Below are 13,176 nucleotides of genomic sequence, written 5' to 3' on the forward strand. Positions count from 1 at the left end.
CGCAGCCTGATGGCTGCGTTCTTGTATCTGGCGGCACAACCCCTTGAAGAGATAATCCCTGACAGGATAGAGAGCTCTTAGATAGCCAGAGCCTCAAGCTGCGCTTTGGCCGCTTCCATCCCCTTGCTCTGGGCATCCGGACCCATACCCATCCCCTCGGCGTAGATGAAATCCACCTCTTTGATACCGATGAAACCGAGCACGGTACGCATGTAGGGTGTGAACAGATCGGTGGCGCTGCCAACGTGCATGCCGCCGCGGGGGCTGATCACCAGCGCACGGGTATTTTCAACCAGGCCGACCGGACCGGTCTCGGTGTAGCGGAAGGTGACGCCAGCGCGAGCTACCAGATCGATCCAGTTTTTCAGCTGGGTCGGGATGTTGAAGTTGTACATGGGGGCCGCAATCACCACCAAGTCACTCGCTTTGAGTTCGGCGATCAGCTCGTCAGACTGGGCGATCACCGCCAGTTGACGTTCATTGAGGTTGTCACCACCGCGCAGGCCGGAGGCCAACTCGCCATCCAGCACCGGCAGGTTGAGGGCAGCCAGATCACGCACGGTGACGGCATCATCCTGATGGTCAGCCAGGAAGCCGTCGATCAGGGCGTTGGATTGGGAATATTGACCCAGGATGCTGGATTTGAGTACGAGGATATTGGCCATGGTGAAACTCCATTTGGTTGTCGGTTGAACAGCGTTGCTGTCGATGGAGGTCACTCTAAACATTGTGCTTATTTGCTGATAGCGAAAATAGATGCTCAACTTGTTCAAATTTTTTGATGCAAGGCCACTTCCTCGCCAGCCAACCCTGCGGCCGCGCTTCAACCCTTGGCAGAACAAACGATTGCCGTTATGATCCGCCGCACTTTTTTCCAGCGACCCGGATCCCATGATACCCTCACGCAGGCACTCTCCTCTGGCCGGTGCAGTCTGGATGATGGTGGCAGGACTCTGCTTCGCCGCCGTCAACAGCCTGAGCCAGTATGTCAGCTTCAAGCTTGGCCTCCCATCGACTCAGGTCGCTTTTCATCAATACCTGATCGCCCTGATCTGCCTGCTGCCCTGGCTGGTTCGCCATGGCCTGCGCCAATCCCTGATGACCAATCAGTTCCGGTTGCACCTGTTGCGGGTATTGTTGGCGGTGATCGGCATCCAGCTCTGGCTCTGGGCACTGGCGTACCCCGTCCCCATCTGGCAGGGGATCGCCCTACTGATGACCTCGCCGCTGTTTGCCACCCTGGGCTCCGCCCTGCTGCTCAAGGAGCAGGTGAGCCGCACCCGCATTCTGGCCACCCTGGTGGGCTTTGCCGGCGCCATGCTGATCCTCGCCCCCTGGACTGACGAGTTCAACTGGGCCTCTCTGCTGCCGGTGGCGGCGGCGCTGTTCTGGGCCGGCTACTCCCTGATGGTACGCTATCAGGCAGCCAACGAATCATCCCACACCATAGTGGTGTATCTGCTTATCTTCAGTACCCCCTTCAACGTCATGCTGGCACTGCCGGAGTGGCAGTGGCCAAGCGAGAGCCAGTGGCTGCTGGTTGCCGCCTCCGGCGTGCTGACGGCACTGGCCCAGATGTCCATCGTCCGCGCTTACAGCGTGGCGGAGGCCTCCTTCGTGCAGCCTTTCGATTTTGCCAAGCTGCCGATGAACGTGCTGGCGGGCTGGCTGGTATTTGGCTGGGCGCCCCCCGGCCGTCTGTGGCTTGGCGCCGCCATCATCATTGGCGCCATTACCTTGCTGACCCATCTGGAGCAGCGCGCTCACAAACCCGTTTCCTGAGGTACGCCATGCGTGCCTCTTTTTTTGTCCGCTATTCGTGCGATAGCGATCATCAACAATGACCATCGACATCAGGAGAGATCGTATGTTTGGAACCGCAACCCGCCCCGGCGCCACCCGTGCCCTGCTGCTGGGCTCCGGCGAACTCGGCAAGGAGGTCGCCATCGAGTTGCAACGGTTCGGGATCGAAGTGATCGCCGCCGACCGCTACCCCAATGCCCCCGCCATGCAGGTGGCGCACAAAGCCCACGTGCTGGATATGCTCGATGGCAACGCCCTGCGTGCCCTGGTCGCCGAGGTTAAACCCGACCTCATCATCCCCGAGATTGAAGCGATTGCCACCGATACCCTGGCGGCCCTTGAGCAAGAAGGGGTCAAGGTAGTGCCCAACGCCCGCGCTACCCAGCTCACCATGAACCGGGAAGGGATCCGCCGCCTCGCCGCCGAGACCCTGGGTCTGCCCACCTCACCCTACCGTTTTGCCCAAAGCAAAGAGGAGTTTGTCGCCGCAGTCGAGGCTATCGGCCTGCCATGTGTGGTGAAACCTGTGATGAGTTCGTCCGGCAAGGGGCAGAGTGTACTGCGCGATCTCGCCAAGCTCGATGAGAGCTGGACCTACGCCCAGGAAGGCGGCCGCGCCGGTCGTGGCAAGGTGATCGTCGAGGGCTTCGTTCCCTTCGAGTACGAGATCACCCTGCTCACGGTACGCGCCGTCGATGGCATTCACTTCTGCGAGCCGATCGGCCACCGGCAGGAAGATGGCGACTACCGCGAATCCTGGCAGCCGCAGGTGATGAGCGAGCTGGCGCTGGCCCGCTCCAAAGAGGTGGCCGCCAAGGTGGTTGAGGCCCTCGGTGGTTACGGCCTGTTCGGGGTCGAGCTCTTCATCAAGGGCGACGAGGTGTGGTTCAGCGAAGTCTCGCCGCGCCCCCACGATACCGGCATGGTGACCCTGATCTCGCAGGATCTCTCCGAGTTCGCCCTCCACGTGCGCGCCATTCTGGGGCTGCCGGTCGGCACCATCACCCAGTACGGGCCGAGCGCCTCTGCCGTGGTGCTGCGCGAAGGGCACAGTCAGGATATCCGCTATCAGGGGATTGGCGAGGCGCTTGCCAAGGTGCCGGGCGCCCAGCTGCGACTGTTTGGCAAACCGGAGATCGCCGGTCGCCGCCGTCTCGGCGTGGCGCTGGCCCGCGCAGAGGATTGCCAGGATGCGGTGGAAAAAGCCAAAGCCGTGGCCGCCAAGGTCGAAGTACTGTTCTAAGGGCATTTTTTGTCACAGCAAAACAAACGTTTGCCGATGTGATCGGGCGCAAGGGGCATGGTAATGCCCCTTTTGCATTTCCCCGTCAGGCTTATAATCCCCTCTTCAAATTTGTCAGGAGTACAAGATGTTAGCTGCCGTGATCTTCGATATGGATGGTGTTCTGATCGACTCGGAACCCTTTTGGCAACGGGCCCAGATCGCCGTTTTCTCCGAACTGGGTCACCCCCACACCGTCGAGGATTGTGAGTCGACCATCGGCGTGCGCATCGATCAGCTGGTTGCCCACTGGTATCGCCTGCGCCCGTGGAGCGGCCCAACTCAGGAAGAGGTGGTACAGCGCATTCTGGATCGGGTCAACGCCCTGATCCTCTCCGAAGGTCAGGCCAAAGCCGGTGTGCTGAAGGCGCTCGACCTTATCGAAGCCCGCGGCCTGAAAGTGGGTCTGGCCACTTCCTCCCCCTTTGCGATGGTAGAAGCAGTGCTCGGCAAACTTGGCATTCGCGATCGCTTTATGGCGGTTCACTCTGCGGAAATCGAACGTTTCGGCAAACCGCACCCGGATGTCTACATCCACGCCGCCGAGAAACTGGGGGTAGAGCCGGTTCATTGTCTGGCCATCGAAGATAGCTTTACCGGTCTGCTGGCAGCCAAGGCGGCCTCCATGACCGCGCTGATCGTGCCGGATCCGGCTTTAGTGGGTGACCCACGTTTGGCCATCGCCAACTACCAGCTAGGCTCGCTGGCCGAGCTGAATGCCGACATGTTGGCCAGCTGGGTCAAGTAGCGCCTATCGGCGCCTTGCTGCGCTCGCGTTCTCATATCCGCAGGGGGCTCCAGCCCCCTGTGATTGCCAAACAACCGTTGGCAATTCCCCTCTTTTCACCTGTCATTCTCAACCAGATTGTTCCTCTCGCACACGACCACTCCAACCGGTTGCACCTTGCCATCGCTCAGGCTTGATCTCTGTCATAAACGTGCGTTTGCTCGCGGTTAACCCCCTGCAGCCCGACTAGAATCAGGGTAGATAGGCGGCCCCAGGGCCCGAGGAGGTTATCATGATCGAGTACACCAGCAAGCGCATCGTCTGCCCCCACTGCGGCCACCATACCCGGGTCGAGCTGGATGCCAGCCAGGGTGATCAGGAGTTTTACGAAGATTGCATGGCCTGTTGCAATCCGATCCACCTGCGGCTTCACCGCGACGAAGCCCGCGACTGTTTGCAGTTGTTTGTGGATGCAGACGACGAGCAACTGTTTTGATTGCGAGTCACAAAAGGCCGAGCATCTGTTTTGCCTGCAAGTCGCAAAGAGCTGAGCAGATGTTGTGACTGCGAGCCATAGAAAGTTGAGTGGATATTTTCACCATGTAAATAACAAGGGCCTGCACACTGCAGGCCCTTGCTTATGAGGGGATTGACACCGAGCCGTTTCCTTTCAGTGACCCGCGCGCACCGCCAGTACCCGCTCCACCGTATCGACGATGGCCTGGGTCTGGGGATCGATCTCGATATTGGTCGGCCAGCCGGCCTTGACCCAACCCAGGTTGGTGCGAGCCAGGGTCTCGGGGATCAAGTGAACGCAAAACTCCTGCTCGCGCACCTCACCTATGGTCAGGCTGATGCCGTCGATGCCGATGTATCCCTTGGTCAGCACATATTTCATCAGCTCGGGAGCAAGGCGATACCACACCTGACGGTTGTTGGGTGTATCGATCACCGAGGTAACCTCTGCCATGCCGATAATATGGCCAGACATGGCATGACCGCCGATCTCATCGCCAAAGCGGGCAGCCCGCTCCACATTGACCTTGTCCCCCACCTGCAGCTTGCCGAGGTTGGTCAGGCGCAGGGTCTCCTGCATCAGATCGAAGCTGACCAGCTCACCCTCTACCCGGGTAACGGTCAAGCAGCAGCCGTTGTGGGCGACCGAAGCGCCGAGGGCCAGCCCTTCCCCCCACTCCCGGCTGGGCATGCGGATCACGTGGGTACGAAATGAAGCACTCTCTTCGATGGCGACCAGCTCGGCCACACCTTGCACAATTCCGGTAAACATCATCACCTCTTTGTTTCTGGTAACACGCTCTGTTTTTTATCGCGGCCTGTGGCCGCTTCTTTTACATAATCCGTTTTTTACACAATTCGTTTCGTACAAACTGTCACACCTGCTCCGCCGCCTCAGACCGCGCCAGCACACGAGCCCGGCGCTGGGAATGGATGACCACTATGCCAGCCAGCACGATGAGCAGACCCCCCGCCATACTACTGAGGGTCGGCATTTCACCAAACATCAGATAGCCGCAGAGGGTAGAAAAAAAGATCTGGAAATAGAAGAAGGGCGCCAGAGTAGAGGCCTGCGCATACTGCATCGCCTTGATAAGGCAATATTGGGAGAGCAGGGTCACCACTGGTAGCGCCAGCAGATAGGGCCAGTCGGCAAGCGCCGGAAAGCGCCACTGTGCAGGCTGCCAGCAGAGTGCGACCATTGCCACCATCCCCAGCATGAAGCAGGTGACGATTAGGATATCGAGGGTGGTCAGATGTGGATCCACCAGCTTGGTGATGAGGTTGTAGCCGGTGTTGGCCAGTACAATGACCAGTGGCAGCAGATAGTAGAGGTTCGCGTCGCCCCCGTCAGGATGGGTCACCACCAGCACGCCAAACAACCCCAACAGCACGGCCGCCACCTTGCCCCGGGTCAGCCGCTCCCTGAAAAAGATCACGCCCGCCACCACGAAAGCCAGCGAACCAAGCTGGCAAATGATGGTGTAGACGTTGAGCGGTACATGGGCCAGCGCAATCACCGAGACCAGCGCACAGACCAGAAACAGCAGCGAGCGCAACAATAGCCAGCGATCCACCGCCAGCAGCGCCGACATGGTGCGCCTTGGCAACAACAGCAGCAGACCGAGGAAAGGAACAAAGAAGCGAAACCAGACCATCTCCATCACGGAGTAGCCATGGAGTACCAGATATTTGTCTGCGCCATCCTTAAGCGTCAGGGCGAGAAGTGCAAACAGCGTCAGAAAGATCGCCAGTGAGTTGCGCGAAGAGAACAGCATCAAAGAGGCCGAAACAGGAAAAGGGGGTAACCAAACTAACGGGCTTGCCGCAAATTACAACCGCGAGACTGACAAAATGGGAGCAAAACCGCTATATTTGCTCGCCTTTTTACTTTCAAGGAAGCAAATCATGATGGTTTATGAGTGCTGTGAAGCGATCCGTATCGCCTATAACCAGATTGGATCCGGTGAACAGGGCTATGTGCCAAACGCCATTGCCGCCACTATTCGCGCCCTCAACGCGGTCGCCGCCGATGAGCGGGTACCCGCCGAACTGCGTGAACAGGCTGCCTATGCCGCTGCCAACCTGCTGATCAGCGATCACGAAGACGCCTGATCCTGCCCCTCGGGGTGGCAACTATTTCGTCCTGGCTGAATTTCAGGCTAGAATGCCTCCCCCACCCTTTGCACTTTCGTCCGAAAGTGCAAAGGCTCTTCCCGATTTCCGCTCTTTTTTACTCTTATCTGATCCACTCGGAGGTGTCAGTGCAACGTTATTGGTCCGAGGCGAAGCAGCTCGTCCGTCTAGCCAGCCCCATACTGGTCGCCCAGGTCGCCCAGGTCGCCATGAACTTCGTCGATACCGTGATGGCGGGACAGGTGAGTGCTGTCGATCTGGCTGCCGTGTCAGTGGCGTCCAGCTTCTGGCTACCGGTGATCCTGCTGGTGCAGGGGATCATCATGGCGCTCACCCCCATCGTCTCCCAGCTCAATGGCGCCCGTAAACGGGAGGCAATTCGCCCGGCCGTTCATCAGGGTTTCTGGCTGGCACTGATCGTCACCCCGCTGGCGATGATTGCGCTTTATTACAGCCCGCTGGCGTTGCAGTTCATGGATGTGGAGCCGGTGATGGCGGCCAAGACCACTGGTTATCTGCACGCAATTCTGTGGGGCCTTCCCGCGTTCGTGCTGTTCCAGGTGCTGCGCAACTTCAGTGAGGGGCTCTCCCACACCATGCCTACCATGGTGATCGGCTTTGTCGGGCTGGCGGTCAATATTCCCGCCAACTACATCTTCATTCACGGCCACTTCGGCATGCCGAAACTGGGCGGGGTCGGCTGTGGCGTGGCCACGGCCATCGTGCTGTGGGCCATGCTGCTGGCGATGATCCTCTATGTGAAGCTCTCCCGTCACTTCACCGAGATCCGCCTCTTCTCCCAGCTGGCTCGCCCCAACGGCAGCCGGATCTGGCGCTTGTTCCGCTTGGGCTTCCCCATCGCCATGGCGATCTTCTGCGAGGTGACCCTGTTTACCGTGGTGGCCCTGATGCTGGCCCCCTTCGGCGCCGAGACGGTGGCGAGCCACCAGATTGCCCTCAACTTCTCCAGCCTGGTCTTTATGCTGCCCCTCTCCATCGGGGTGGGTGTCACCATCCGGGTCGGTCACAGCATCGGCGAAGGGCAACCCCATCACGCCCGGGTGGCGGCTCGCACCGGCTTGATGCTGGGGATGGCCATCGCTGCTGCCACTGCCGCCATGACGGTGCTGCTGCGCGAGCAGATCGCCTCCATCTATACCGATGATCAGCAGGTGATCGTCCTGGCGGCCATTTTGCTGTTCTTCGCCGCCATCTATCAAATCTCCGACTCGGTGCAGGTGGTCGCGGCCGCTGCGCTGCGCGGTTACAAGGATACCCAGGCGATTTTCTACGTCACCATCGTCGCCTACTGGGGACTGGGGCTGCCCACCGGCATGATCCTGGGTCTGACCGACTGGCTGGTGCCGCGGATGGGGCCGCAGGGCTTCTGGATCGGCTTTATCGTCGGCCTCACCAGTGCGGCCCTGATGCTGGGGGCGAGATTGCGCTACATCTATGGCCGCTTTGCCACTCCGGAAGCCTGCACTACCCTGTCGCGATCTCAGTAACAGGGCTTGGCAAGCGACAACTCGCCTGCAAAATCAACAGGCTGCGCAAGAACTGGGCAAACAGTCTCCTTTGTGCATATGGCCTGTTGACAGCCTTGGGGGGCATGGGTAGTATGCCGACCACGTCAGCAGCGCTGGCGTAGTGAAGTAAGAGAAAGTGGGTTTATAGCTCAGTTGGTTAGAGCACTACCTTGACATGGTAGGGGTCGTTGGTTCGAATCCAATTAAACCCACCACTTTTTCTGTGATGCGTCCTTAGCTCAGCTGGTTAGAGCACCACCTTGACATGGTGGGGGTCGGTGGTTCGAATCCACTAGGACGCACCATTACAGAACACTGATTATGCGTCCTTAGCTCAGCTGGTTAGAGCATCACCTTGACATGGTGGGGGTCGGTGGTTCGAATCCACTAGGACGCACCATTCAGTTTAAAAACTTTGCAGATATTCCAGATGTGGGTTTATAGCTCAGTTGGTTAGAGCACTACCTTGACATGGTAGGGGTCGTTGGTTCGAATCCAATTAAACCCACCACTTCTGCATAAAGAAATAAAAGTCGAATTGCGCACCCTGCGTCCTTAGCTCAGCTGGTTAGAGCATCACCTTGACATGGTGGGGGTCGGTGGTTCGAATCCACTAGGACGCACCAGATTAAAAAAGCCCGCTCATCGAGCGGGCTTTTTGCATTCTGCCATGCAGCCAATCCCCTGCCCCGCCAATTCGTTCAGCACAATTCGGCAATGGCGCAAAGCCTTGTTCCCATAAAAAAACCCGTGTCGTCTGATAAACGACACGGGCCGGATAGATGCCGCCAGCGCCTCAGCTCTGCACGGCAATCTCGTACTTCTTTATCTTGCGATAGAGGGTAGCAATCCCAATCCCCAGCGCCTGTGCAGCCAGTTTCTTGTTGCCGAGCCGCTGCAGGGTCTCTTCTATCATCTGTTTCTCCATGCTCTCAAGGCCGCTCTCACCCGGAACGGGTTCAGGCAGCTTCTCCGGCGTGGCGGCGAGCGGAGCCGTGGCAGGGACATTGAACGCCGCATCCAGATTGGTCACCGGGATCGACTGGGCGGAGACGTGATGGGGCTCCTGATTGCGGATGATGTTGGGGGGCAGCAGGCCGGCGTCAATCACCTCGCCCGCCTGGCTGACGTTGACCAGATATTCGATGAGGTTGCTGAGCTCGCGCACGTTGCCCGGCCAGCGATACCCCTTGAGCAACGCCATCACCTCGGGCGCCAAACCGGGATAGACGATGCCAATGCGGCTGGTGTGCAGGTTGAGGAAGTAGTGGGTCAGCAGCTCCACGTCCCCTTCCCGCTCCCGCAGCGGCGGCAGGTTGAGAGGGATGACGTTGATGCGGTAATAGAGATCTTCACGAAACTTCCCCTCGGCGATGTATTGATCGAGATGCTGGTGAGTAGCGGCGATGATGCGAATATCCACCGGCACCGGTCGGCTGGCCCCGATGGGGGTCACCTCCCGCAGCTCCAGTACCCGCAGCAGCTTGGCCTGCATGGTGAGCGGCATGTCGCCAATCTCGTCAAGGAACAGGGTGCCCTGATGGGCCGCCTGGATCAGACCCTGTTTGCCACCGCTGGAGGCACCGGTAAAGGAGCCCTTCACATAACCAAACAGCTCGCTCTCCAGCAGTTGTTCGGGAATGGCGGCACAGTTGATGGCGATGAAAGGCTTGTCCTGACGGGGACTCAGGCGATGGACAGCGCGTGCCACCACCTCTTTACCGGTGCCACTCTCGCCACAAATCAGCACGCTGGAGGGACTCTGGGCGATGCGGTGCAGCAGTCGCTTGAGGGTGCGCATCGGCTTGCTCTCGCCGATCAGCTGATCGATCCGCACATCCGGATCCGGCTCCTGAACCTGACCGGAGTGGGACTGGTGAAACGCCATCAGAAAGAGCTGCTGGCCCTGCACATGGTGTAGCTGGCCAATGATCAGCTCCTGACGACCTTCAAAGGTGATGATGTGCTGAAGATGACCACTCAGCCCCTGTTGGGAGAAGGTGAGCGGGCGGATCCCCACTTCGCGCCCCTGCAGCTGTTCCTGCTGGCAACCCAGATGATGGAGTGCCGCCTCGTTGGCGTAGAGCAGTTGACTCTTGTCATCGAGCAGCAGGCAACCCTGATCCATGTTGGTCATCAGATTGAGGAACACCTTGTTGACCCCGTCCGACAGCCCGCGTGAATCGAGCAACTTGGCCACAAAGATGGTGGAGATGTGGCGCACATAGTCACACACATCCTGCAGATTGTTGTTAAGGCGCGCCTGCTGCTCGTCGCTGAAAGCCACCAGACTGATCACCCCGATGCAGCGCTCGTCCACCATGATGGGCACCCCGAGGAAGGCGCGCTCACGGCAGCTCTCCTTGCAGGTACAACCGTCACACACGGGATCATCGCTGGTGTGGGTAACGATCTTCTCCCGCTGGTTATCAATCACATAGCGCAGCAGGCGGGAATCCCCCTCCAGCTGACGTCCAAAGAATTTGCCATAGGGCCCGGTGCCAGCCACCCGAACCATATCGGCATCCACAATCTCGACCTCAAGCTGCAGCACACTGGCCAGCATCTTGGCAAAGCGCAAGATGGTCGGCTGGATCTGCATCAACAGACACTGGTTGCTCACGGATCTCATCCATCATTCCTTTTTGTTCTTGTTATCCTCCCCCTAAAGGGAGTCATGCTGGCCAGATACTAAGGGATATCAGGGGGAACTACTTCGGGGGGGATCACGAAAAGGGAAAATGATCCGTATCCTCCACAACTTCAGAGGCACAGATAAAATTCAATAAAAACATAAAGATGAAAACACATGCAGTGAGATAAACCACTCGGGTCAGCCAAGCCTGCTGAACTGCGGACTCCATCGGCGGATCATGCTGAATGTGGGGAAAACAACCTCTGAAAAGACATTTGGTTCACGCGCCGCGTACCTGTTTCAAGACTTGGCACTCATGGTCGAAATCCGCTTTATCTTGCGGCTGAATGTAACTTTGCCAGCGGGCAAACAGCTCGGCCGTCGGATAACGATGCAGACGAATACCGGTGCGATAGAGTTTGGGAAAGAGTGGGTCTGACTGGGATCTCACGACCAGACCGCGCAGCTTCTCGCCAGAGGGAATGGCAATCACCAGCTCATCCCCCTCTTTCAACCGTATGGCCCCCAGAATGCCGATGCCGCCGATGGCTATGTCGCGCACCACCACATAGGGCACCGGGTTGAGCAACTCCAGAAACCAGTTGCGACGGCGACATTCCGCCTTGTAACCACCGCCACTGAGGATAAAACGGCGGTGTCTGCGCCAGTCATAACCGGTAGGCAATGCCGGGTCATAGCGCGATTTTGCCTGCCCCACAGGCTCAGATTGCTCACTTGTGCTCATCCGGTTTCCCTCACTGGCATTGGTTAAACAGTGTCAGTCAGCTCTTTTTCAACTATAGCTGTCGCCGTCAGGCCCGGGGCTCGGGGTTGGATAGGGGGACGACAGATATATTACGGAGGCAATGATGGACAGAGATGGCATGGAAGAGCTTGCTGATCCTGATAGGTTAACTTTCCCCTGCAAGGATGAGATGCGAACGACTGTGACTCGGTTCGATCAAGCAATTGGCCAGTGAGTCGCACCGTCGCACCAATGCAATCTGGCTTAGCCGGGCAGATGAAGTGCCAGCCAGACCGCCAGCGGGATCACCAGCACAGAGAGGGCATTGCCGCCGAGCACGATACTGGCCACCTTGTCCGGCTGGCAGTGATACTGCTCGCAGAGCATGTAATTCAACACAGCAGGGGGCAAGGAAACCGACAACATCAACAGCGGGATCCACTCCGTCTTGAGCGGCAACAGCCAGATCGCCAGCAGCAGCGACAATCCCCCCGCCAGCAGATAGAGCAGGTTGCACTTGAGCGCGAGGCCAAGGTGATCAAGCTCCCCCTCCATCAGGCGAATGCCCAGCGCAAAGAGCATCAGGGGCACCGAGATCTGGCCGAGCAGATAGGCCGTTGTCACCACATATTCCGGCAGCGAAATGTGCAGGTTGGCCACCAGCAAACCTGCCAGCGCGGCCCACAGCACAGGGCTGCGCAGCCACAGCCAGCGGGAGGTATTGGCCGAGAGGATAAACATGCCGACCGAAAAGTGCAGCAGATTGGAGAGCACAAAGAGGATCACGATGGCCCCCAGTTGCTGCTCGCCAAACGCCAGCACCATCAAGGGGATACCGAGATTGCCGGTATTTCGGAACATGGCGGGCAAGATCAGGGCTGCCCGCTCAATCCCTTTGAGTTTGAGCAGTGCGAGCAGCAGACCGGGTAACAGAATAACCAGCGCCCCCGCCGCAATCAGCGGCAGATGCTCCGCCAGCGCCAGCGGATACTTGACCAGCGCGGAGAAGACCAGCGCAGGGGTAAACAGCTCGATATTGGCCCGATTGACGTAACCGAGCGCAGCCCCCGGTCGCAATCGCCCGTAGAGTGCACCGAGCCCGACCACACCGAACACCGGAATGACGATATTGAGCAAGGCGCTGAACATGGGCTGCGTCCGTTACAGTTCGCGGGCCGGTTTGCCCATCAGCACCACCGGATCCAGCGTCACTTCCAGTGCGCCGTTACTGACCCAGAGCTGACCATCGGAGATAGTGCAGGTGAGCTGCATGGTGCGCTCGACCATGGCGGTGAGCGGCAGAGTCTGGCTGTCGGAGAGTTCGATGATGCTGAGGTTGTCATGCTGGCTCAGCTTGCCCTGGTTCTGCTTCCACCAGACGCTGGTGCCACGACCGCCGTAGAGATAGAGCACCACCTGACGGGCGCGGTTGCAGGCTTTTTTGAGCCGTTTTTCATCGGGTTGGCCCAGCTCGATCCAGAGCTCTATTTCGTCCGAGTAGTTCTTGCACCAGAGCTCGGGTTCGTCATCGGCGCTCAATCCCTTGGTGAATTCCAGTCGCTCAGCGGCGTGCCAGGCAAAGGCCGCCAGCCGGATCATCATCCGCTCATCGGTTTCGGAGGGGTGGCGTGCCAGCGTGAGGGAGAAGTCCTGATACAGATTGCGATCCATATCAGACAAACTGATCTGGGCCTTGAATACGGTTGCCTTGAGAGCCATAGAAAACCTTGAACACCTGATAAGAGAAGGGTGAGTGGGAAATACGGGCGCCAGTGTAATCAAAATCGGCGGCAGGTTCGACCA

At 58.6% G+C, this 13,176-nt stretch carries 13 protein-coding genes and 5 tRNA genes; 11 read left to right on the forward strand and 7 right to left on the reverse strand.

What is annotated here, in order from left to right; genetic code table 11:
- Window positions 1-77: 77 nt before the first annotated feature.
- Complete coding sequence (locus OKC31_RS11965) at window positions 78-665, reverse strand: FMN-dependent NADH-azoreductase (protein ID WP_270657010.1); 588 nt, start codon at window positions 663-665, stop codon at window positions 78-80.
- A gap of 274 nt (window positions 666-939) precedes the next feature.
- Here OKC31_RS11965 and OKC31_RS11970 point away from each other — a divergent pair, with 274 nt between their 5' ends.
- The 4 genes from OKC31_RS11970 to OKC31_RS11985 all read left to right on the forward strand — a co-directional run bounded on the left by OKC31_RS11970 (window position 940) and on the right by OKC31_RS11985 (window position 4,308).
- Window positions 940-1,782, forward strand: a complete 843-nt coding sequence (locus tag OKC31_RS11970) for a DMT family transporter (protein WP_270657042.1) — start codon at window positions 940-942, stop codon at window positions 1,780-1,782.
- A gap of 85 nt (window positions 1,783-1,867) precedes the next feature.
- Window positions 1,868-3,046, forward strand: a complete 1,179-nt coding sequence (gene purT, locus OKC31_RS11975; RefSeq protein ID WP_270657011.1) for a formate-dependent phosphoribosylglycinamide formyltransferase — start codon at window positions 1,868-1,870, stop codon at window positions 3,044-3,046.
- 127 nt (window positions 3,047-3,173) lie between these two features.
- Window positions 3,174-3,833 carry a hexitol phosphatase HxpB gene (gene hxpB, locus OKC31_RS11980; RefSeq protein ID WP_270657012.1) on the forward strand — a complete coding sequence of 220 codons (660 nt, stop codon included), beginning with the start codon at window positions 3,174-3,176 and terminating at the stop codon, window positions 3,831-3,833.
- A 271-nt stretch (window positions 3,834-4,104) separates the two neighbouring features.
- Complete coding sequence (locus OKC31_RS11985; protein ID WP_005336871.1) at window positions 4,105-4,308, forward strand: CPXCG motif-containing cysteine-rich protein; 204 nt, start codon at window positions 4,105-4,107, stop codon at window positions 4,306-4,308.
- A 174-nt stretch (window positions 4,309-4,482) separates the two neighbouring features.
- Here the strand turns inward: OKC31_RS11985 and OKC31_RS11990 are convergent, their stop codons facing one another.
- Together OKC31_RS11990 and OKC31_RS11995 are read right to left on the reverse strand one after the other, a co-directional pair.
- On the reverse strand, window positions 4,483-5,100 hold the full coding sequence (locus OKC31_RS11990) for a riboflavin synthase subunit alpha (RefSeq protein WP_270657043.1): 618 nt from the start codon (window positions 5,098-5,100) through the stop codon (window positions 4,483-4,485).
- A gap of 103 nt (window positions 5,101-5,203) precedes the next feature.
- Window positions 5,204-6,106: a DMT family transporter gene (locus OKC31_RS11995; RefSeq protein WP_270657013.1), complete on the reverse strand. Its 903-nt coding sequence runs from the start codon at window positions 6,104-6,106 to the stop codon at window positions 5,204-5,206.
- 130 nt (window positions 6,107-6,236) lie between these two features.
- Here OKC31_RS11995 and OKC31_RS12000 point away from each other — a divergent pair, with 130 nt between their 5' ends.
- The 7 genes from OKC31_RS12000 (at window position 6,237) to OKC31_RS12030 (ending at window position 8,619) form a co-directional block, all read left to right on the forward strand.
- Window positions 6,237-6,443, forward strand: coding sequence for a YaeP family protein (locus tag OKC31_RS12000; protein WP_005336882.1), 207 nt, complete (start codon window positions 6,237-6,239; stop codon window positions 6,441-6,443).
- Between the two features lie 149 nt (window positions 6,444-6,592).
- The gene (locus OKC31_RS12005) at window positions 6,593-7,972 is read left to right on the forward strand and encodes an MATE family efflux transporter (RefSeq protein ID WP_005360967.1); all 1,380 of its coding nucleotides are present in this window, start codon (window positions 6,593-6,595) and stop codon (window positions 7,970-7,972) included.
- 159 nt (window positions 7,973-8,131) lie between these two features.
- Window positions 8,132-8,208: transfer RNA gene (locus OKC31_RS12010), tRNA-Val, on the forward strand.
- A 13-nt stretch (window positions 8,209-8,221) separates the two neighbouring features.
- A tRNA-Val gene (locus tag OKC31_RS12015) sits at window positions 8,222-8,298 on the forward strand.
- A gap of 18 nt (window positions 8,299-8,316) precedes the next feature.
- A tRNA-Val gene (locus tag OKC31_RS12020) sits at window positions 8,317-8,393 on the forward strand.
- Window positions 8,394-8,427: 34 nt separating this feature from the next.
- Window positions 8,428-8,504: transfer RNA gene (locus tag OKC31_RS12025), tRNA-Val, on the forward strand.
- Between the two features lie 38 nt (window positions 8,505-8,542).
- Window positions 8,543-8,619, forward strand: a tRNA-Val gene (locus OKC31_RS12030).
- A 170-nt stretch (window positions 8,620-8,789) separates the two neighbouring features.
- On the opposite strand, the gene OKC31_RS12035 is transcribed toward OKC31_RS12030, so the two are convergent.
- The 4 genes from OKC31_RS12035 to OKC31_RS12050 all read right to left on the reverse strand — a co-directional run bounded on the left by OKC31_RS12035 (window position 8,790) and on the right by OKC31_RS12050 (window position 13,092).
- Window positions 8,790-10,625 (reverse strand): sigma 54-interacting transcriptional regulator, encoded by a 1,836-nt coding sequence (locus tag OKC31_RS12035; RefSeq protein ID WP_270657014.1) that lies wholly within the window; start codon window positions 10,623-10,625, stop codon window positions 8,790-8,792.
- Window positions 10,626-10,908: 283 nt separating this feature from the next.
- The gene (locus OKC31_RS12040) at window positions 10,909-11,373 is read right to left on the reverse strand and encodes a hypothetical protein (protein WP_270657017.1); all 465 of its coding nucleotides are present in this window, start codon (window positions 11,371-11,373) and stop codon (window positions 10,909-10,911) included.
- A 264-nt stretch (window positions 11,374-11,637) separates the two neighbouring features.
- On the reverse strand, window positions 11,638-12,522 hold the full coding sequence (locus OKC31_RS12045; RefSeq protein WP_270657018.1) for an AEC family transporter: 885 nt from the start codon (window positions 12,520-12,522) through the stop codon (window positions 11,638-11,640).
- 12 nt (window positions 12,523-12,534) lie between these two features.
- Complete coding sequence (locus OKC31_RS12050) at window positions 12,535-13,092, reverse strand: YaeQ family protein (RefSeq protein WP_005336887.1); 558 nt, start codon at window positions 13,090-13,092, stop codon at window positions 12,535-12,537.
- Window positions 13,093-13,176: the final 84 nt, after the last annotated feature.

Source organism: Aeromonas sp. Y293-4 (assembly GCF_027705905.1).
Lineage (GTDB): Bacteria > Pseudomonadota > Gammaproteobacteria > Enterobacterales > Aeromonadaceae > Aeromonas > Aeromonas veronii.

Bases quoted from the DNA above. Each gene is read 5' to 3' on its own strand.
- OKC31_RS11965 (WP_270657010.1), bottom strand. From the start codon at position 665: ATGGCCAATATCCTCGTACTCAAATCCAGCATCCTGGGTCAATATTCC.
- OKC31_RS11990 (WP_270657043.1), bottom strand. From the start codon at position 5,100: ATGTTTACCGGAATTGTGCAAGGTGTGGCCGAGCTGGTCGCCATCGAA.
- OKC31_RS12035 (WP_270657014.1), bottom strand. From the start codon at position 10,625: ATGAGATCCGTGAGCAACCAGTGTCTGTTGATGCAGATCCAGCCGACC.
- hxpB (WP_270657012.1), top strand. From the start codon at position 3,174: ATGTTAGCTGCCGTGATCTTCGATATGGATGGTGTTCTGATCGACTCG.
- purT (WP_270657011.1), top strand. From the start codon at position 1,868: ATGTTTGGAACCGCAACCCGCCCCGGCGCCACCCGTGCCCTGCTGCTG.
- OKC31_RS12040 (WP_270657017.1), bottom strand. From the start codon at position 11,373: ATGAGCACAAGTGAGCAATCTGAGCCTGTGGGGCAGGCAAAATCGCGC.
- OKC31_RS12050 (WP_005336887.1), bottom strand. From the start codon at position 13,092: ATGGCTCTCAAGGCAACCGTATTCAAGGCCCAGATCAGTTTGTCTGAT.
- OKC31_RS11995 (WP_270657013.1), bottom strand. From the start codon at position 6,106: ATGCTGTTCTCTTCGCGCAACTCACTGGCGATCTTTCTGACGCTGTTT.
- OKC31_RS11970 (WP_270657042.1), top strand. From the start codon at position 940: ATGGTGGCAGGACTCTGCTTCGCCGCCGTCAACAGCCTGAGCCAGTAT.
- OKC31_RS11985 (WP_005336871.1), top strand. From the start codon at position 4,105: ATGATCGAGTACACCAGCAAGCGCATCGTCTGCCCCCACTGCGGCCAC.
- OKC31_RS12000 (WP_005336882.1), top strand. From the start codon at position 6,237: ATGATGGTTTATGAGTGCTGTGAAGCGATCCGTATCGCCTATAACCAG.
- OKC31_RS12045 (WP_270657018.1), bottom strand. From the start codon at position 12,522: ATGTTCAGCGCCTTGCTCAATATCGTCATTCCGGTGTTCGGTGTGGTC.